General features: G+C 63.4%; 16 protein-coding genes. 10 read left to right on the forward strand and 6 right to left on the reverse strand.

All coding sequences use genetic code 11. From position 1 onward, the window contains the following. Window positions 1-95: 95 nt before the first annotated feature. Window positions 96-995: a mechanosensitive ion channel family protein gene (locus tag F7R90_RS11005; protein WP_158057486.1), complete on the reverse strand. Its 900-nt coding sequence runs from the start codon at window positions 993-995 to the stop codon at window positions 96-98. A 268-nt stretch (window positions 996-1,263) separates the two neighbouring features. Between F7R90_RS11005 and F7R90_RS11010 the strand changes: the two genes are divergently transcribed. Together F7R90_RS11010 and F7R90_RS11015 are read left to right on the forward strand one after the other, a co-directional pair. Further along, window positions 1,264-2,178 carry a hypothetical protein gene (locus tag F7R90_RS11010; protein ID WP_158057487.1) on the forward strand — a complete coding sequence of 305 codons (915 nt, stop codon included), beginning with the start codon at window positions 1,264-1,266 and terminating at the stop codon, window positions 2,176-2,178. Window positions 2,179-2,180: 2 nt separating this feature from the next. Next, window positions 2,181-4,274: an outer membrane protein assembly factor BamB family protein gene (locus tag F7R90_RS11015; RefSeq protein ID WP_158057488.1), complete on the forward strand. Its 2,094-nt coding sequence runs from the start codon at window positions 2,181-2,183 to the stop codon at window positions 4,272-4,274. 23 nt (window positions 4,275-4,297) lie between these two features. Here F7R90_RS11015 and F7R90_RS11020 read toward each other — a convergent pair whose 3' ends face one another. Next, the gene (locus tag F7R90_RS11020) at window positions 4,298-4,810 is read right to left on the reverse strand and encodes a hypothetical protein (RefSeq protein ID WP_158057489.1); all 513 of its coding nucleotides are present in this window, start codon (window positions 4,808-4,810) and stop codon (window positions 4,298-4,300) included. 331 nt (window positions 4,811-5,141) lie between these two features. Between F7R90_RS11020 and F7R90_RS11025 the strand changes: the two genes are divergently transcribed. After that, the gene (locus F7R90_RS11025) at window positions 5,142-5,990 is read left to right on the forward strand and encodes a hypothetical protein (RefSeq protein ID WP_158057490.1); all 849 of its coding nucleotides are present in this window, start codon (window positions 5,142-5,144) and stop codon (window positions 5,988-5,990) included. Here F7R90_RS11025 and F7R90_RS11030 read toward each other — a convergent pair. Next, the gene (locus F7R90_RS11030) at window positions 5,987-7,129 is read right to left on the reverse strand and encodes a sodium:calcium antiporter (RefSeq protein ID WP_158057491.1); all 1,143 of its coding nucleotides are present in this window, start codon (window positions 7,127-7,129) and stop codon (window positions 5,987-5,989) included. The genes F7R90_RS11025 and F7R90_RS11030 overlap by 4 nt on opposite strands. Before the next feature lie 122 nt (window positions 7,130-7,251). On the opposite strand from F7R90_RS11030, the gene F7R90_RS11035 reads away from it, so the two are divergent. Together F7R90_RS11035 and F7R90_RS11040 are read left to right on the forward strand one after the other, a co-directional pair. Continuing rightward, on the forward strand, window positions 7,252-8,301 hold the full coding sequence (locus F7R90_RS11035; RefSeq protein ID WP_158057492.1) for an ABC transporter substrate-binding protein: 1,050 nt from the start codon (window positions 7,252-7,254) through the stop codon (window positions 8,299-8,301). Continuing rightward, the gene (locus F7R90_RS11040) at window positions 8,298-9,050 is read left to right on the forward strand and encodes an ABC transporter permease (protein ID WP_158057493.1); all 753 of its coding nucleotides are present in this window, start codon (window positions 8,298-8,300) and stop codon (window positions 9,048-9,050) included. Before F7R90_RS11035 ends, F7R90_RS11040 begins: the two co-directional genes overlap by 4 nt. A gap of 4 nt (window positions 9,051-9,054) precedes the next feature. Here F7R90_RS11040 and F7R90_RS11045 read toward each other — a convergent pair whose 3' ends face one another. Continuing rightward, on the reverse strand, window positions 9,055-9,810 hold the full coding sequence (locus F7R90_RS11045; RefSeq protein WP_158057494.1) for an ABC transporter permease: 756 nt from the start codon (window positions 9,808-9,810) through the stop codon (window positions 9,055-9,057). Beyond that, window positions 9,807-10,619, reverse strand: a complete 813-nt coding sequence (locus F7R90_RS11050) for an ABC transporter ATP-binding protein (protein ID WP_158058902.1) — start codon at window positions 10,617-10,619, stop codon at window positions 9,807-9,809. The genes F7R90_RS11045 and F7R90_RS11050 overlap by 4 nt, the downstream gene beginning before the upstream one ends. A 183-nt stretch (window positions 10,620-10,802) precedes the next feature. Here F7R90_RS11050 and F7R90_RS22185 point away from each other — a divergent pair, with 183 nt between their 5' ends. The 5 genes from F7R90_RS22185 (at window position 10,803) to F7R90_RS11070 (ending at window position 16,271) form a co-directional block, all read left to right on the forward strand. After that, complete coding sequence (locus tag F7R90_RS22185) at window positions 10,803-10,946, forward strand: hypothetical protein (RefSeq protein WP_192498285.1); 144 nt, start codon at window positions 10,803-10,805, stop codon at window positions 10,944-10,946. Between the two features lie 72 nt (window positions 10,947-11,018). Beyond that, window positions 11,019-12,014: an alpha/beta hydrolase gene (locus tag F7R90_RS11055; RefSeq protein ID WP_225741149.1), complete on the forward strand. Its 996-nt coding sequence runs from the start codon at window positions 11,019-11,021 to the stop codon at window positions 12,012-12,014. 66 nt (window positions 12,015-12,080) lie between these two features. Beyond that, on the forward strand, window positions 12,081-12,686 hold the full coding sequence (locus F7R90_RS11060; RefSeq protein ID WP_158057496.1) for a putative glycolipid-binding domain-containing protein: 606 nt from the start codon (window positions 12,081-12,083) through the stop codon (window positions 12,684-12,686). Between the two features lie 103 nt (window positions 12,687-12,789). Then, window positions 12,790-15,183 carry a DNA topoisomerase VI subunit B gene (locus F7R90_RS11065; protein ID WP_158057497.1) on the forward strand — a complete coding sequence of 798 codons (2,394 nt, stop codon included), beginning with the start codon at window positions 12,790-12,792 and terminating at the stop codon, window positions 15,181-15,183. After that, window positions 15,180-16,271, forward strand: coding sequence for a DNA topoisomerase IV subunit A (locus tag F7R90_RS11070; protein ID WP_158057498.1), 1,092 nt, complete (start codon window positions 15,180-15,182; stop codon window positions 16,269-16,271). Before F7R90_RS11065 ends, F7R90_RS11070 begins: the two co-directional genes overlap by 4 nt. On the opposite strand, the gene F7R90_RS11075 is transcribed toward F7R90_RS11070, so the two are convergent. Further along, window positions 16,272-17,153: a zinc ribbon domain-containing protein gene (locus F7R90_RS11075; protein ID WP_158057499.1), complete on the reverse strand. Its 882-nt coding sequence runs from the start codon at window positions 17,151-17,153 to the stop codon at window positions 16,272-16,274. Window positions 17,154-17,174: the final 21 nt, after the last annotated feature.

A 17,174-nucleotide genomic window follows, 5' to 3' on the forward strand; every position in this document is an offset into this window, starting at 1 on the left:
GAAGCGCGTCAGAAAGCCGAAAGAAGCGATTGTGTAAATACCCGAAAGAATCGACCGCAGAACGTCGAAAGCGTCGAGCCCGTTGCGTCGGTCGTTCAGTCGCTCGACACGTCTATCTGGTCCACTTCCGAGACCTCTTCGAGGCTGATGCCGCCCGTCAGTTCGCGATGGGGGTACGGCATCTCGATGCTGTCGGTGTCGAAGCGCTCTTTGACGCCCTTGATGTGCTGGCCGAGGACCTCCTTGAACTTCCCGCGACCGGGGTCGTCTATCCAAATCCGGGACTCCAAGCCGACGTAGGAGTCCGCGAGTTCGGTCGTCCGAACCGACGGTTCGGGTTCGTTCAAGATGTCGGGATTGCTCTCTGCGTCTTCGATGATGATGTCTGCGGCCTCGTCGATGTCTTCGTCGTAGCCGATGCCGAAGGTGAACTGCATTCGGAGCTTGTTGTTCGCCATCGGGTTCTTGACGGGGTTGTTCGCTAACTCGCCGTTCGGCACGGTGATTATCTCGTTGTTGAACGTCTCGACGCGAGTCACCCGGAGGTCGATGTCGCGGACGACGCCGGACGTGTCCGACCACTCTATCCAGTCGCCGGTCCGGAACGGCTTGTCCTTGAGGATGAACACGCCCGCGACGAAGTTGCCGATGAGGTCCTGCGCCGCGAATCCGGCCGCCAGCGCGAGCGCGCCACCCAGCGTGGCGAACGCAGCGAGGAAACTACCGAATCCGGCGAAGGTGAGCGCCACGGCGAGCGCGACGAAGAGCATGGTTGCCGCGATAGTTTTCGTCGCCAACTGCTCGACTGTCTCGTCGAATCCCCGTGCACGCATCGAACGCCGTGCGACGCTGATGGCCACGTATCGACCGACGAAGTAGACGACGAGAAACGCGATTACGAACTTCGCCGCCCCTTCGATGAACGGAGCCAGAAAGTCGAGCCACTCGCTGGTGGACTGGGGTATCTCGAATCCCTCTTGCTGTAGTAGGAACATGTGCGAAATCACGTACGGACGCCGGAATAAAATTGATTTGGGCGAGTACCGGTAAGTACGACCGGTAGACCCCCGTGGCTCGATTTCAGAGCGCAGTCCTGTTCATAGCGACGGACTCGACCGTCGTCACCTCGTAGTAAGGTCTCGTTCGAACGTGAGAGCCGAGAATCAAACTCCGATAATCCGAGATACGAGAGCTTGAAAGCCCACAACGTTCGCAACGATGGCGGCTGCTTTTCCCCTCGCTTCTTGCACTTCAGGGGCTAGCATGGTACACGATTATCGAACGAGACGCGTAACCGACGAACAGCGCCGGGAGCTGTTGGCCGCTCTGGGGGTCGGGGGAGCGGTCGCCGCGGGTGGAGCGACACTGGACGACCTCCGTGAGGCCGTCTCGACCGACGAGTCCGCGGAGTTGGCGGCCTTCGGCGAGGCGGTTCGGTCAGACCTCGCAGGCGAGATAGACGCCGACTTGCTCGCCGAGCGGTCGGCCGCGTTCGCCGACGCGGCGGCGGGGCTGACCGCGGTTCCGGAGTCCGGACTTCCCGAGGGAAACCAACCGCGAGAGGAGTTCGCGCAGGTCGCCGCCGAAGCCAGACCGGCGTACGAACACCTCGCCGAACTCGGGTTCTTCGAGAGTACGACCGAACGGCTGCCCGAGTTCACGCCGAACTACATCGAGAACAGCGTCCAACGATTCGTCGCCGCCGAACCGCTGGCCGCGTCGCTCGCGGAGATGGACGTCTCGCCCGAAGAGGCAGTTGACTTGCTCAGTACGGTCGTCGCGCACCGACGCCGCATCGGTGACCGCCATTGGGTGGCGACCGACCAACTGAACCGCGAGCAGTTGGAGTTCGGCGAGTTCGTCCCGCCGATGACGCAAGCCGCCGCGGGCGGCGTCCTACTGTGGCTCGAAGACCTGGACGAGCACCTGTGGACGAACAAGGTACTAATCACTGACGAGATTCTGGCCGACGCGACGTGGGACGCCCGCGCCATGGCGGCGGGGTTCGCGCTGATGCTCGACGGCGCGCAGAGAGTCTCGGAGAGAGGGGAATCCGACGCTGGCGACGCAGAACTCGCGGGCCTGCTGTCGAGCGGGTTCGCGCTACAAGCCATCGCACAGAACCTGCTGCCGGAGGACGCCTACTGGATAACCGAGGACATGCGAGCGGAGAGATAACAATGCCTGCCGACATCGACCCCGAGAACGAGGTAGTCGAACCGGAAGAGAGACAACACCACATCGACACTGGCCCCGAGGCTCGCGACGAGGACGAGGTGATCAATCTGCAAGGCGTAGACACCGAGTTCAGATTCGGCGGCCAGATTTCGGGCTGGCAAGGCCGTGCCCCCGAGTCGATTTCGGGCGCGACCAACCCGACCCTGAACTTGGAAGCCGGGAACAGGTATCGAGTCGTCTGGGAGAACGTGGACGGCGCGCCGCACGACTTCGTCATTCAGAACAGTAACGGTGACCGAATCGTCGGGACCGAGGTGTTCTCCCAACAGGGCCAGACCGTCACGCTGACGTTCGACGCGACGGCAGAGATGGCCCAGTACATCTGCACGGTGCATCCGAACTCGATGGTCGGGGAGGTGCAGGTCTCCGGCGGCGACCAGATGGCCGGCGGCGGCGCAACTGGGGATGGCCAGCAGGGACCGGGCGCGACCCAGCAGGAGATTCCGGACCTCTCGGTGACGACCAATATGCTCCGCGAGGACGCAGAGCGCGAAGACTCGTGGCTCCACTACGACAAGGGGTACGGCCAGCGCGGATTCACGCCCGAAGACCGCCTCGACGCGGACAACGTCGCCAGTCTGGAGCGAAAGTACTCTATTCCGACGGACAGCGCGGGCATGCAGACGAACCCGCTCGTCGTCCCGACGGACCCGCCGGTGATGTACTACACGACCAGCAACATCAACGTCCACGCGGCCAACGCCCGAACCGGCGAGAAGTACTGGATTTTCAAGTACGCCCTGCCGGAGGACGCCGCAGGACAGACCGGGCGCAACCGCGGTGTCGCGGTGTGGCACGACAAGGTGTATCTCGCCACGACGGACTCGCACCTCGTTGCGCTGAACCGCTACACCGGCGAGAAAGAGTGGGACACGCTGATGCTGAACGAGCAGCAACAGGAGATGGGCCAACCCAAGCGGATGTCCATCACGCAGGCACCGCTCGCGTACGACGGGCGAATTCTCGTCGGAATGAGTGGTGACTTCGGCGGGTGGTGCGTCGTCTCCTCGGTGGACGCCGAGACAGGGGAAGTTCAGTGGCAGACGAACATGTCACCCAGAAGTGAGTGGGTCGGCGAGAGTTGGCGCTTCTCCAGCGACGCGCCGTGGATGAACCCGTCAATCGACCCGGAGACGAACCAAGTCTTCTACGCCGTCGGCAACCCCTGTCCGATGATGAACGGCATCGTGCGGCCCGGACCGAACAAACACTCGAACTCCATCGTCGCCCTCGACATCGAGAGCGGCGACCTCAACTGGGCGAGTCAGCAACTCGCCCACGAACTGTGGGACTACGACACCCACATGACCCCGAACGTCTTCGACATGGAGATGGAGAACGGCGAGACCCGACGAGTGGTCTCGACCGACTACAAAGCGGCGTGGACGTACGTCTACGACGCCGAGACCGGGCAACTGGTCGAGCGGACGAAGCCGTGGGCGACGCAGGACCACGAGTGGTCCGACCACTTCCTCGCGCTCCCGCCCGCGGGCGAGGACAACCCGGGAACGTGCTGGCCGGGAACCAGCGGTGCGACCGAGTGGCCACCCGGCGCGTACAGCCCCGAAACCGGCCTTCGCTACATCCCCGCGAACGACGCCGCCCAGCGCATCTTCTACGACCCCGACTGGGAGTACAACCCGACGGGCGACATCACGCTCGCGGAGGGTGGGTCCAGACTCGCCTCCGAAGAGACCAGTCACTCGGCGTACGTCCAAGCGCTGGACCCACAGACCGGGGACCTCGCGTGGCGAACCGAACTCCCCGACGCGAGTTCGAAGTGGTCCCAGTGGCGAATCTGGCCCGGCGGCGCGACGGCGACTTCCGGAAATCTCGTCTTCGTCGCGTCGTCGGGCGGCCACCTGTACGCCCTCGACGCCGAGAACGGTGAGCGAATTTGGGCCGGTGAGACCGACGCCGACCGTATCACGGCCGCCCCCGTCGTCTGGGACGACCCCGCCGAAGAGACGACATACGTCGCCCTCGCCGCGGACGACGAGATAACCGTCTGGAGCAGTAGCGGCTTCGAAGAATAGCTTCCGCCCCGGCTTTGTGCGAGTCAGGGCGACTCGGAGCGATTGCCGACGCGCAGGCGCGCAGACTGGACGGTCCCGACAGACGCGTTTCCGACGACGAGGTCCGCGTCGGCGGTGGCGACAGAGGCGGCCGACTGATTTCCGGAGACGTTCAGTCCGCGGACCGTTTGGACGCTCAGACGCTCGACGACGATGCCGTCGAGCGTGCGGTTCCTGACCAGCACGTTCGCGCGCGACTCGTTAGTGACGTTCCCACCTGCCGCGTAGTTGAAGCCGAACCGCTGAGCGAGTCGTCGGTCTCGGACGACCATGTCCCCGAACCGAACCTCCGAGAGCGTGGCGCGGCGCACGGTCAACTGCTGTGCAGAGACGTTCCGAAGCGTCACGTTCTCGCGCGACCCCACCCGTCGAACCGTGAGTTCGCGGACGACGGCGTCCGTGACCGTGACGTTCCGCAATGTGAGACGTTCGACGGAAAACTGCTCGACTTCGACGCTCTGTCCTCGGTCCTGCGCGGGAGGTGTCGGGGTCGCCATCGTCAGCACCCGGTGCGGAGACGACGGCGACGACCAAGACGGCGAGCGCGGTGTACTTTCTCGACATCGTCCCCAGACCGTACGGGTCGCGGTAAAAACCGAGTCTATCGTTCACCGGCGAAACCTTGCCGTAGTGTGCGTACTTCGTCGTTTCGACACCGGCGACCGAAACGTGCCAGCGAGCGTTGCGGCCCCGACCCGAGTAACTTCGACGTACTACACGCGTCGGCGTCGAAACGACGCTTGAACCGGTCGTCTCACACCCGCCGAACAGGCCGACGTGTGAACGGTTCCTGCCGTTTATCCGACGCGTCGCCGTAGCGGGCTGAGCATGACCGAAACACCGATATCGACGATTATGCTCGCCGCACTGGTCGTTCTCGCCAGTGGGACAGCTGTCGCAGTCGGAACGCACACCCCGTCCCCGGCCGCTAGCGACGCGCCCGCGATAGCGGGTGATTCGACCGCACTGCAGGCACAGGGAACGAACGTCACCGCACGAAATCTCACGGTCGAGACCCTCGTCCTCCGAAACGTTACCGTCACGAACGCCCAGTTCCAGCAGTTGACCGTTCGCAACGGGAGTGCGGACGGCGACGAGACCAACCGAACGTACGACGATGTCTCGGTGGACCGAATCGCCGTGACCGGGAGACTCACCGACGTGACGCTCTCGAACGTCAGCATCCGGAGCGAGCAGGTAGCGACCGCGCTACTCAACGAGTCCGGAACCCGAACCGTCGAGACGCGACTCGTGCTGGACAGGGCTTCGTTACGTAACCTGACGATAGACGGTCTCGCCGTCGATACCGCGGACGTCCGGTCGGCATCGCTAGACAACGTGACCATAGACGCGGGTGCGGTCGAGACGACGGCGTCCGCAGAGACCACCGAACCTGCCGAGACGACGACGGGTGACGGCGCGACCGAGACGACCGCCCCGAGCGTCGGGGCAGCAGAACCCGTCGTCGTCGAGAACGCCACGGTTGGCGGCGTGAACGTCACGGCGCTCGACGTGGAAGGTGTCTCGATTGGTCAGACCCAGGCCGAACCGGCAGTTAACGCCACGACTGTTGCGGGCACTACGACTGTTGCGGGCACTACGACTGTCGCCGCGACTACTCGCGCGCAGACGACTCGCCCTGCGGAGGCCGGAAATCAGACTACGGCCGCGAGTTAGAGGTCCATGGCCAACCCACCGAACAGGAGATAGCTCCCGACCCAGTAGACGGCGTACAACGCGAGCAGTACGTAGCCGTGCCACCTGCGGAGTTCGTTCTTCCAGATGAAGTACGCCGCGAGACCAGTCGAGAGGACCAACATCGGCAGGTGCCAGACCAACACGCTCGGCGAGACACTGATGCTTCCGACGAGCAACACGACGCCGACGTTGCCGGTCACCGAGAAGATGACGCTCCCGACGACGTTGCCGACGCCGATTTCGGGCGCGCCGCGCCGAACCGGTTCGACCGTGAGGAACACGTCTTCGAAGGTGAGGACGGCCGTGGCGATTGTCGCGCCGAAGACCGTCCCTTCGAGTTCCCAGCTAGCGACTATCCCTTCGGTCGCTATCGCCATGCTCTCGGCCCCGACTACCAGACCGGCGAGCGCCAGCAGCGACATGCCCAACCACGCCCACCCCGGGAAGTTCCAGTCGGGGACGAACGGCAACTCCGCAGACATCGCTCTGACGTTACCACCGTCTTGGACCTCCCGAACCTCTGTCTCGCGGAATATCGGGACCTCGCCACTCGTCTCGCGGTAGACGATGTAGCCCAGGGCCACGACGAAGACGCCGAGTAAGACGGCCCCGTGAGCGGCGGTCAGCGTGCCAGTGAGGGCGAACGGGACGAGCGCGAGCGGCGAGAGCGCGAACAGCAGGACGTAGTCGTCCGGGAGCGACACGCGGAACGGTTTGACGATTGCCGCGAGCGCGAGCGTCACTCCGGTCAGCGAAAGCGCAGTACCGAGCGCGCTTCCCAGCGCGACGCCGCTCAACTCCTCCAAATTCGTGGCGACACCGAGTACTGCGTCGTCGAACTCGATGCCAGTCAGGACGATAGCCAAGAGGAACAGCGACACCCCCAGCCCTTCCGCGGCTCTGACGAGGTAGCCGATGAACTTCTCGGCGCTGAATATCAGTAGTGCTCCCCCGGCGACGAACAGCAAGACGGCCGGGACGCCGGTGACGAGTGGCTCCTCCGATCCACCTGCTTCTTGGTCTGCCTGTGCGACTCCGACTCCCATCAGCGCGACGAAAATCGTCAACAGTACTAACACGACGACGGCCGTACCTGTGTCGATGTTCGAACTCACCATAGCCACCCACGAGATGCTTCTACACGCACGACATCGACTCCCTTCACGATTGGGGCGCGAGTAAGGTGTAAAACCGACCACCCGAACCGTTTAGTGGAGTACTACCGTGGCATACTGGGGACATGGGGGAGACACGACGACGCGTCTTGGAAGCGATTGGGGGCACAGCGCTCGGCACAAACGCGCTCGCCAGTTCCGTCGCTGGTCGCCAGACAGAGGGGGTATCGCTACTGCTCAACTGGAAGCCGAGCGGACTACACGTGCCGTACTACGTCGCGGAGTCGAAGGGGTTCTACGACGAGGAGGGCGTCTCACTCGGCGGAATCGAGAGCGGCCAAGGCTCTGACTTCTCGGCGAAGCAGGTCGGTCTCGGAAACACGGCCTTCGCAGTGACGAGCGCCGACCAGCTACTGAACGTGAACAGTCGCGGCCTCTCGGCGCAGTCCGTCGGCGTCGTCATGCAGCGGAGTCCGGTCGTGGTGTTCACCACCCGCGAGACGTTCGGCGGGGAACTCACCAGTGCCGACCAACTCGCGGGCAAGACGGTCGGCACTGGGCCCGGGATGGTCCGACTGCTCACGAAACTCCTGCTCGAACGCAAGGGCGTCAGGTCGGACGTAACGCTGACCGACACGGGGTTCGACACGGTACAGCAACTGCTGGCCGGTAAGATAGACGCCGCGGGCGGCGTCTTCGGCGACGCCGTCGTCGCGCGCCAGAAGGCAAACGCCGTCTCCTCGATTCCGGTCGCCGAGGCGATTCCGTCGTACGGCCACGTCCTCGCGACGAAGAGTGCGTTCGCCCAGAACAATCCCGAAACGGTCCGGGGGTTCCTGCGTGCGACCGCCCGCGGTGCGGCGTGGGCGACCGACAATCCGAAGCGTGCGACCGACGTTCTCGTCTCGGCGAACCCCTCGCTGAAGCCCACGAGGTCTGTTCAGCGCGAGAAGTGGGAACAGATGGCCCGCGAGTACGTCCTCTCGAACGCGGTTCGCGACCACGGCTGGGGGTGGAGTAGACCGCAACCGTGGGCCACGATGCACCGGGCACTCGACGACGCAAATCTGCTCGGCGGCGCGGTCGAACCGAACTCCGTCTGGACCAACGAGTATCTCGACCCGGACGCGAAGTTCGTCGGGCGGTACGCCTCGCAAGTCGAAGTCGAGCGATGAACGCCGTCCGTGCGGCGACCTCGCGCTTCGTCCCCCCGTTCGTGGTCGGGATACTCGCGGTCGTCGGATGGGCGACCGTAATTCGACTCGCCGACGTTCCCGAAGTCGTCTTTCCCGGCCCGACGGCCGTCGCCACCACGCTCGTCCGGACGTGGCCCGAACTCGCCCGCGCGGCCGGAGTCACCGTCGCAACTGCAGGGGCTGGACTACTCGTCGGCGCGACTCTCGGTCTCACAATCGCGCTCGCCATGACCGTCTCGGAAACCACCGCCGCCGTCGCGAGACCCTACGTCGTCGCGCTCCGAATCGTGCCGCTCGTGGCCATCGCCCCGATACTCTTCCGCTGGTTCGGCGACGGATTCGCGGCACGGGCGATACTTGCGGCGACGCTCGCTGTCTTCCCAGTGACTGTCTCTGCACGCGAAGGGCTCCGGGCGACCCCGCGGGAACTGCTCGACCTCGCCCGGTCGGTAGACGCCTCCACGACGGCGCGACTCCTTCGAATTCGGCTTCCCGCGGCCGCTCCCGAGACGCTGGCGGGGACGAAAATCGCGGCGGCCGCCAGCGTCGTCGGTGCAGTCGTCGCGGAGTTCCTCACGCTCGACGCCGGACTCGGCTATCGCATCTTTCGGGCCTCGACGCGGTTGCAGTCCGCGCGCATGGTCGCCGCGCTCGTCGTACTCGCGCTGGTCGGCGTCGCATTCTATCTTCTTCCGGTGGCTGTCGAGAGCGGAATTCGAAATCAGTGAACGCTCACTGCCACGCCACCTGTCGGTGGAGGAGTGCCACGAGTCCGTACAACGCGAGTCCTTCGGCGAACAGCACCACGACGGCCGCCAACACCGCCGCCGGTCGGACGTTCTCCGAGGCAACCAACACGAGAAACCCCAGTCCCTCGTCGGTGAGAATCCACTCCGCGACGACCGCACCGACCACCGAGAGCGCGGTCGCCTGCTTGAGGCCCGCGAACACGGCCGGGAGCGCGGCCGGAACCCGGACGAACAGGAGCGTCCGAATCGGTCCAGCGTCCACGGAGTCCAACAAGTCGAGGTACGAGTCGGGCGTCTCCTCGAATCCCGCCGCAGACGCGACGAACACCGGGAAGAACGCGACGAGCGAGACGAAGACGAGCGCGGTCGCCCCACCAGTACCGAGATAGATGAGCAGGACGGGCGCGACGGCGATTTTCGGCAGGACGCGCGCGGCGACGAGATAGGGGTAGACCGCTCGTCGAAGCACTGAGGAGTGGACGACCACGACGGCGGCGAGAAATCCGAAGAGGGAACCGACTGCGCCGCCACCGACGGCAGTCCGAAGCGTGACCCACGCGTTACGGGTATAAATCGTATGTCGCTCTATCAAATTGTCCGCGACGATGACTGGCGACGGCAGGAGATACGCCGGAACGCTCGTCAAAGCGACCAGCGACCACCAGCAAATCACCCCGACCGCCAACGCGCTCGCTGGAAGGGTGAATCGGGCCGCCGGAACGTGGTCGGCGAAACTCATCGGTTACTTCCTCGGGGTTCGCTCGTTCGGGACTCACTCGCTCGGGAATCGCGCGTCCGGGAGTCACCTTCGCCTTCACCTTCGTGAAGCGCACGACGAACGCGAGCGACCTGTTCTTGGAACGCCGTAGTCCCGTACACCGACTCCTCGCGCGGGCGCGGCAACGACACGTCGAAGACCGCTTCGATGCGGCCAGGGTCGGTCCCCATCACGACGCAGCGGTCGGCGAGAAACACTGCTTCGGGGACGCTGTGGGTGACGAACAGCACCGTCTTTTCCTCTGTGCGCCAGACCCGCCGGACTTCGACGCCCATCTGTTCACGGGTCAACTCGTCGAGTTCGCCGAACGGTTCGTCCATCAGGAGGACCGACGCACCGAGGTGGAGCGCCCGCGCGATGGCGACGCGCTGTTTCATCCCGCCTGAGAGTTCGGCGGGCCGAGAATCCTCGAATCCGGAGAGGCCGACAGTCGAAAGGAGTTCGCGGGCGCGGTCATGGTTCGGTGACTTTTCGGCCATCTTCCGGAGAAAGGTGACGTTCTCCAGTGCCGTTTTCCACGGGAGGAGGGCGTGATGCTGGAAGACGAATCCGAGTTCTGCGTCCTGTTTGGCGCGGGACGGCGGGTCGCCATCGATACGGACGGTACCAGATGTCGGGTCCTGTAGTCCGCCGACGACCCGGAGGAGCGTCGTCTTGCCACACCCCGACGGGCCGATGACAGTGACGAACTCCCCGGATTCGACTTCGAAACTTACGTCCACGAGCGCGCGCACGTCGTCGTACTCGACGGTGACGCTATCGAGTGCTATCGCTGGGTCTCCCGTATTTTCTCGACTCTGGGCCCTCTCGGGACTCGGTTTCGAACTGCGTTCGTTCCCCACCCTAACGACCTCGACAGACGTACGTGGCCGACCGGGACGTGATTTGTGCCTGCACCAGACGAGCGCGGAACGACGGATAAATGTTTTGTTACTTTGTCACGTTATTATAGTATGGCTCCCAAAGGCGGCCCCAACGACCGGGACACGAAAGGTCCGGACCTCAACGAGACCCACTCGACGACCGGTCTCTGGTACATCGCTGGTCTGCTCGCACTCCTGCTCGGAATCGTGGCGATGATATTCCTGATGAGTTAATCTCGACCCGACCGAATCACGGCCAGCACACTTACTGCAATCCTCGGCGACGCCCTGCGAGGGGGACTGATAGTGCCAGATTCACCGAACCAGATAACTGCGAGTCGCGCCGATGACCCCGATTCGCAGGTCCAGACGCTACTGGAAACGCTCGAAGCACAGGGTGCGCCCGGAATCGAGACGCTGAGTGTCGAACAGGCTCGCGAACTCCACACCGACTTCTTCACGCCCGACGTGGAACCGGAGTCGGTCGGGAACGTCGAAGACCACCTGATTCGGGAGTGGGGGTCGGAGATTCCGGTTCGACTCTACGAACCAGCGGATTCAGGACCGCATCCGGCGCTCGTCTTCTTCCACGGCGGCGGGTGGGTCCTCGGCAACCTCGCCACGGCCGACACGGTCGCGCGGTCGCTGTCGAACCGCGGGAACTGCACCGTCGTCTCCGTCGAGTACCGGAAAGCACCAGAACACGAGTTCCCGGCGGCGGTCGAAGACGCCTACACCGCGACGAAGTGGGTGGCGAGTCACGCAGCGAAACTCGGTGTGGACCCCGACCGACTCGCCGTCGGCGGGGAGAGCGCTGGCGGCAACCTCGCCGCAATCGTCGCCCAGATGGCCGAAGAGAAGGACCTCGGTGCGCCGGAAATCGACTTTCAGTTGCTCGCGTATCCGGTGACGAACCACGACTACGGCACGGAGTCGTACACCCAAAACTCGACTGGATTCTTCCTCACCCGGCAACTGATGGTCTGGTTCTGGAACCACTACCTGCGGGAGGACGTGGACGGTCGGAACGTTCGTGCCTCACCGATACTGGCTGGGGACCTGTCGGGACTGCCGCCTGCACACGTGATTACCGCGGGGTACGACCCGCTCCGCGACGAAGGAGCTGAATACGCGAACCGATTGGCTGAGGCCGGTGTCGAGGTTTCGCACGTCAACTACGACGACGTGATACACGACTTCCTCAACATGCGGCACTTGGACGACCCGTTTCCGAACGTCGAGCGTGCGGACGACGCACTCGACAGTGCGGGCGAAGCGTTACGAAACGCGTTCGGAACGTAGCGGAGTCAGTCTCTCTTCCGTCACAGCGGTGCGATGCAAGTGCGCCAACGGTCGTGTTAATACGAGATGTCCCGAAGTTCGTTCGTGTACACGCACTACTGTTGGGAACCTGTCGATGGGGTCGGCTTCGAACACTGCACCGTTGCATTCTCTCCGACGCTCCACGCGGACGGAATCGCACTCGGTGTTGACGACGATGGCGCCTCAACTCGCGTCCGCTATCTGTTCGACACGGACGAAAAATTCCGAACCCGAACAGTACACGTCCAGCGATTTGGCGTCGATAGCACGGATAGCGACGCGACTCTTCGTCCCAGTTCGCTCTCCATATCGGCCAGCGGCGACGGTTCGTGGGCCGTAGATGGTGAGTCAGCCCCGGAACTCGATGGGTGTCTCGACGTAGACCTCGCGGTGACACCACTCACCAACACGCTTCCAATCCGCCGCCTCGCACTCGAAATTGGTGAGTCTGCCACGTCTGAGGTGGTCTATCTCGACCCCCGTACGTTCGAGGTGTCGAAAGCACGCCAACAGTACACCCGTCTCGCCCGCGACGACGACGGTGGACGCTACCGCTACGAGAGTCTCACAACCGGATTCACCGCAGAGGTGGACGTAGACACCGACGGCGTCGTCTGTGACTATCCTGGTGTCTTCCGGAGAGTTCGTTAGTGAATCAGATTCCATATATCGACATGCGATTCATTATTTAAATTCACTTTCACTCTGCCACCGAGAAGGCTTTAAGACCTACGCCGCTACCACGGGGTACAGAATGCCATCCATCCAGTCGACACTCGGCGAGGAGGAGGGCATCGCCGAGGAGTTGGCAGAGAGCCAACGCCAAATCTCCATCGCCGAGTTCTTCGAGAAGAACAAGCACATGCTCGGGTTCGACAGCGGAGCCCGGGGGCTTGTGACTGCCGTCAAAGAGGCCGTGGACAACGCCCTCGACGCGACGGAAGAGGCCGGTATCGCGCCGGACATCTACGTCGAAATCGCCGACGACGGCGACTACTACACCCTCATCGTCGAGGACAACGGTCCGGGTATCACCAAAGAGCAGGTGCCGAAGGTCTTCGGGAAACTTCTCTACGGGTCGCGATTCCACGCCCGCGAGCAGTCTCGTGGGCAGCAGGGTATCGGTATCTCTGCGGCCGTCCTCTACTCGCAGTTGACCAGTGGGAAACCTGCGAAGATTACGAGTCGCACGAAGGGAAGCGCGGACGCCGAATACTTCGAACTCGTCATCGACACCGACGAGAACGAACCCGAGATTCGGACCGCCGAGACGACCACGTGGGAGCGCACCCACGGCACCCGAATCGAGTTAGAGATGGAAGCGAACATGCGCGCGCGCTCTCAACTCGTCCGGTACATCAAGCACACGGCGGTCGTCAATCCCCACGCTCGCATCACGTTTAAGGAGCCGAGCATGGAGGAGGCCCAGCAGTTCGAGCGAGCGACCGACGAACTCCCCGCAGAGACCGAGGAGATTCGCCCACACCCCCACGGCGTGGAGTTGGGCACAGTACTCAAGATGCTCGCCGACACCGACTCTCACAGCGTCTCTGGCTTCGTCCAAGAGGAGTTCACGCGCGTGGGTCGCAAGACCGCGAACTCGATTTTGGACAACTTCCGCGACCGTCACTTCGGCCGAGAAGCCGCGTGGAAACCGCCCCAGAAGCACGACGAAGCGGATATCGCCAGAGCCGTGCAAGGTGCTGTCGCAAACAAGGGCGCGACGGCGACCAACGCCTTCGCGGATACCGTAGCGAAACAGGTGGAAGCCCGCAACCGCGTGGCGCACCACGAGTTGGTCGAGATTATCGCTGAAGCGGCCGACTCCGTCGGCGAAAACCACGACACGACGTTCGGTTCGACGGTCCAAGACAACGCAGTCGAGGCCGCGTGGGAGCAACTCACTGCGGACCGAACCAGCGACTTCTACGGACTGGTCGATAAGGCGACCAGCACGCGAAAGGACGACGAGACTGTCCACGGACTCGCCGAGCGCGTCGCCCGGAAGTTCGAGAAGGGCGGCGAGCGCGACCGGGCGACCCACGAGCAGTTAGAAACGTACGTCGCCGACGCCGCCGACGCGACCGAAGAGTACGACGACGCGACGGTCGGCGACACGGCCCGCGAGAACGTCGTCATGGAAATCTGGAACACGATGGTCACGGTTCCGGACGACGTACCGAAGATCAGCAGTCTCGCCGAGAATCGGGACGCCGCCAGCGACTTGCTGGAGGCGATGACGGAGACCGACATCATCTCGCCGCCGACGAACTGCCTGTCGCCCATCACGGCCGACCTCGTGAAGGCCGGTCTGAAAAAGGAGTACGACGCGGACTTCTACGCTTCGGCGACACGTGACGCCGACGTTCACGGCGGCGACCCGTTCATCGTGGAAGCCGGTATCGCCTACGGCGGCGACCTGCCCGCGGAGGGGAAAGCTGAGGTGCTTCGCTTCGCGAACAGAGTACCCCTCGTGTACCAGCGTGGTGCTTGTGCGACGACCGACGTGGTGAAGAGTATCGGTTGGCGGAACTACAACTTGGACCAACCTGGCGGGTCGGGGATTCCAAATGGGCCTGCCGTCATCATGGTCCACGTCGCGTCCACGAACGTCCCGTTCACGAGCGAGAGCAAGGACGCAGTCGCCAACGTCCCGAACATCGAGGACGAAATCGAGTTGGCGATTCGAGAGGCGGCCCGCGAGTTGAAGTCGTATCTCAACAAGCGCAAGTCGCTCCAGAAACGCAAGAAGAAGCAGAACGTCATCGCGTCGATTCTGCCCCAGATGGCCGAGAAGCTGGCCGACGTGACCGGACAGGGCCAACCCGAGTACGAGGACGCGTTGGCACGCATCATGAACAACGTGCTGGTCGAGCGCGAAGTCGAGGACGGCAAAGTGAAATTGGTCGTCGAGAACCACACCAGCACGAACGAGTCGCCCGAGATAACGGACATCGTCAGCGCAGAGCCGACGAACCTCTCGAACGGCGCGAACGCCATCGACATGGACGGCGAGTGGTTCATCAAGTGGACCCCGACCGTCGAGAGCGGCGACGAAGCCGTCTTGGAGTACGAGACAGCAGACGACGCATCGTTCGACGTTAGCGTCGAAGGAATCGAGGACGCGAAACTCACGGTGAACCAATGAGCGCAGACAACGAAGAGCGAGCGCGAGAACAGCTCATCGACCTCGCGGCAGAGTTCTACGACCAGTTCGAGCGTGGGGAGATTCCGACGATGTCCCTGCCCACTCGGACCAAGAGCAACATCGAGTACGACGAAGACGAGCGCGTCTGGGTGTACGGCGACCGGACGAGCAATCGGAGCGCCAACAGCGTTCGGGGTGCCCGTAAACTCCTCAAGGCAATATACACCATCGACTTCCTCTCCGACCAGTTGAACGAGGACCGCTCGTCTACCTTGCGTGAGTTGTACTACCTGAGCGAGAGTTGGGACGCGGAGGAAGCGCAGTTCTCCACGCAGGACGAGTCGAACCAACTGGTCGAGGACTTAGAAATCGTCTCGGAGGTCACCCGCGAAGACTTCCACATGCGGCCCGAGGAGTCCGGTGCGACCATCATGGGACCGCTCCACCTGCGCGAGCAGACCCGTCGCGGCGAGCGCGACATCCACTGTCAGGAGGACGTGGGCGAAGGTGGCTACCAGATTCCGAACAACCCCGACACCATCGAGTTCCTCGGCCACGACGCGGACTTCATCCTCTGCGTCGAGACCGGTGGTATGCGCGACAGACTCGTCGAGAACGGCTTCGACGACGAGTACAACGCAATCATCGTCCACCTCAAAGGACAGCCTGCACGGGCGACTCGTCGCATCACGCGGCGACTCCACGACGAACTCGGCCTGCCGGTGACGGTGTTCGCTGACGGCGACCCGTGGTCGTACCGCATCTTCGGTTCTGTGGCCTACGGTTCGATTAAATCGGCACACCTGAGCGACTACCTCGCGACGCCGGACGCCCAGTACATCGGCATCCAACCGTCGGACATCGTCGAGTACGACCTGCCGACAGACCCGCTGAGCGACTCGGACATCAACGCGCTCGAAAGCGAGTTGGAGGACCCGCGCTTCCAGACCGACTACTGGGAAGAGCAGATAGAGATTCAGTTGGACATCGAGAAGAAGTCCGAACAGCAGTCATTGGCGTCGCATGGTCTCGACTTCGTGACCGACACGTATCTGCCCGAGCGACTGACCGATATGGGCGTGCTGTAGTCAGGCGAACTCTCGCGTCTTCTCCCGGTCTTCCCGTTCTTCGTCGTCGAAGTCGCCAGTGAACGGGTCGCCGTTCGCGCAGGACCGACAGTAGTAGTTCTCACCCTCTTCGCTGGTGGCGACGGGAACGCCCGCGACGTATCGACGCTTGCGGTAGGTTCGCTTGACGCCAGTGTTGACGGGCCGAGCGCAGGCCGTACACGGAACGTCCGGTTCTCGGACCACTTCTTGGGTGGTCTCGTGACCGGGACCGAACGTCGTAATCGGTTTACGGTCGCCGAGTCGCTCCCGGACCGGTTCGAACAGTCCGACTGCGAGCGCGAGGAGGACGAAGCCGAAGCCGACGGCGAACACCGACCCGCCGGACGTGACGAATCCGACCCCGACGAGCGCGACGAAGATACTCAGGAGCAGGTTGCCGACGTCCGGCGACGACTCCGATGTCGCGTTCGAGGTGGAGTTCTTACCGCGGAGGTAGCGTTCGGTTCCGCCCTCCCTGATTTCGATTCTGTCCGGCACCCTGTAGTAGTGGTACCACCCGTAGAAGAGGTTGCCAAGCCCCCACGTGAACAGGAGTAACAGCACGTGAACGCCAATCGACCCGAAACCGCGGTCCACCATGACGACTCTGTCGCCGTAGTCCTTCTCTACGTCCCACCCTTCGTCGGTGAGGTCTTCGACGCGCCGCCGGAAGTAGCCCGGGTCACCTGCCTTTCCGGCGTCGAAGCCACCTGCGCGTCCGGCGTCGAAGGAGTCGGCACTTGCGCGCGTTCTCGCCGACTCCCCTGCGACCGGCGTCCCGCACTGCGAGCAGAAAGCGTCCCCCTGCGCCAGCGCCGTACCGCACTTCGAACAAAAGTTCGGTGTCGTACGGGAACCCATGGTTCGAACTTCCGCCGCTAT

It is taken from the genome of Halorussus halophilus, from assembly GCF_008831545.1.
GTDB classification, from domain to species: Archaea; Halobacteriota; Halobacteria; order Halobacteriales; family Haladaptataceae; genus Halorussus; species Halorussus halophilus.

What these genes read in the sequence shown, in the direction of transcription:
- F7R90_RS11005 (WP_158057486.1), bottom strand. Translation starts at nt 995, where the DNA reads ATGTTCCTACTACAGCAAGAGGGATTCGAGATACCCCAGTCCACCAGC.
- F7R90_RS11010 (WP_158057487.1), top strand. Translation starts at nt 1,264, where the DNA reads ATGGTACACGATTATCGAACGAGACGCGTAACCGACGAACAGCGCCGG.
- F7R90_RS11015 (WP_158057488.1), top strand. Translation starts at nt 2,181, where the DNA reads ATGCCTGCCGACATCGACCCCGAGAACGAGGTAGTCGAACCGGAAGAG.
- F7R90_RS11020 (WP_158057489.1), bottom strand. Translation starts at nt 4,810, where the DNA reads ATGGCGACCCCGACACCTCCCGCGCAGGACCGAGGACAGAGCGTCGAA.
- F7R90_RS11025 (WP_158057490.1), top strand. Translation starts at nt 5,142, where the DNA reads ATGACCGAAACACCGATATCGACGATTATGCTCGCCGCACTGGTCGTT.
- F7R90_RS11030 (WP_158057491.1), bottom strand. Translation starts at nt 7,129, where the DNA reads ATGGTGAGTTCGAACATCGACACAGGTACGGCCGTCGTCGTGTTAGTA.
- F7R90_RS11035 (WP_158057492.1), top strand. Translation starts at nt 7,252, where the DNA reads ATGGGGGAGACACGACGACGCGTCTTGGAAGCGATTGGGGGCACAGCG.
- F7R90_RS11040 (WP_158057493.1), top strand. Translation starts at nt 8,298, where the DNA reads ATGAACGCCGTCCGTGCGGCGACCTCGCGCTTCGTCCCCCCGTTCGTG.
- F7R90_RS11045 (WP_158057494.1), bottom strand. Translation starts at nt 9,810, where the DNA reads ATGAGTTTCGCCGACCACGTTCCGGCGGCCCGATTCACCCTTCCAGCG.
- F7R90_RS22185 (WP_192498285.1), top strand. Translation starts at nt 10,803, where the DNA reads ATGGCTCCCAAAGGCGGCCCCAACGACCGGGACACGAAAGGTCCGGAC.
- F7R90_RS11060 (WP_158057496.1), top strand. Translation starts at nt 12,081, where the DNA reads ATGTCCCGAAGTTCGTTCGTGTACACGCACTACTGTTGGGAACCTGTC.
- F7R90_RS11065 (WP_158057497.1), top strand. Translation starts at nt 12,790, where the DNA reads ATGCCATCCATCCAGTCGACACTCGGCGAGGAGGAGGGCATCGCCGAG.
- F7R90_RS11070 (WP_158057498.1), top strand. Translation starts at nt 15,180, where the DNA reads ATGAGCGCAGACAACGAAGAGCGAGCGCGAGAACAGCTCATCGACCTC.
- F7R90_RS11075 (WP_158057499.1), bottom strand. Translation starts at nt 17,153, where the DNA reads ATGGGTTCCCGTACGACACCGAACTTTTGTTCGAAGTGCGGTACGGCG.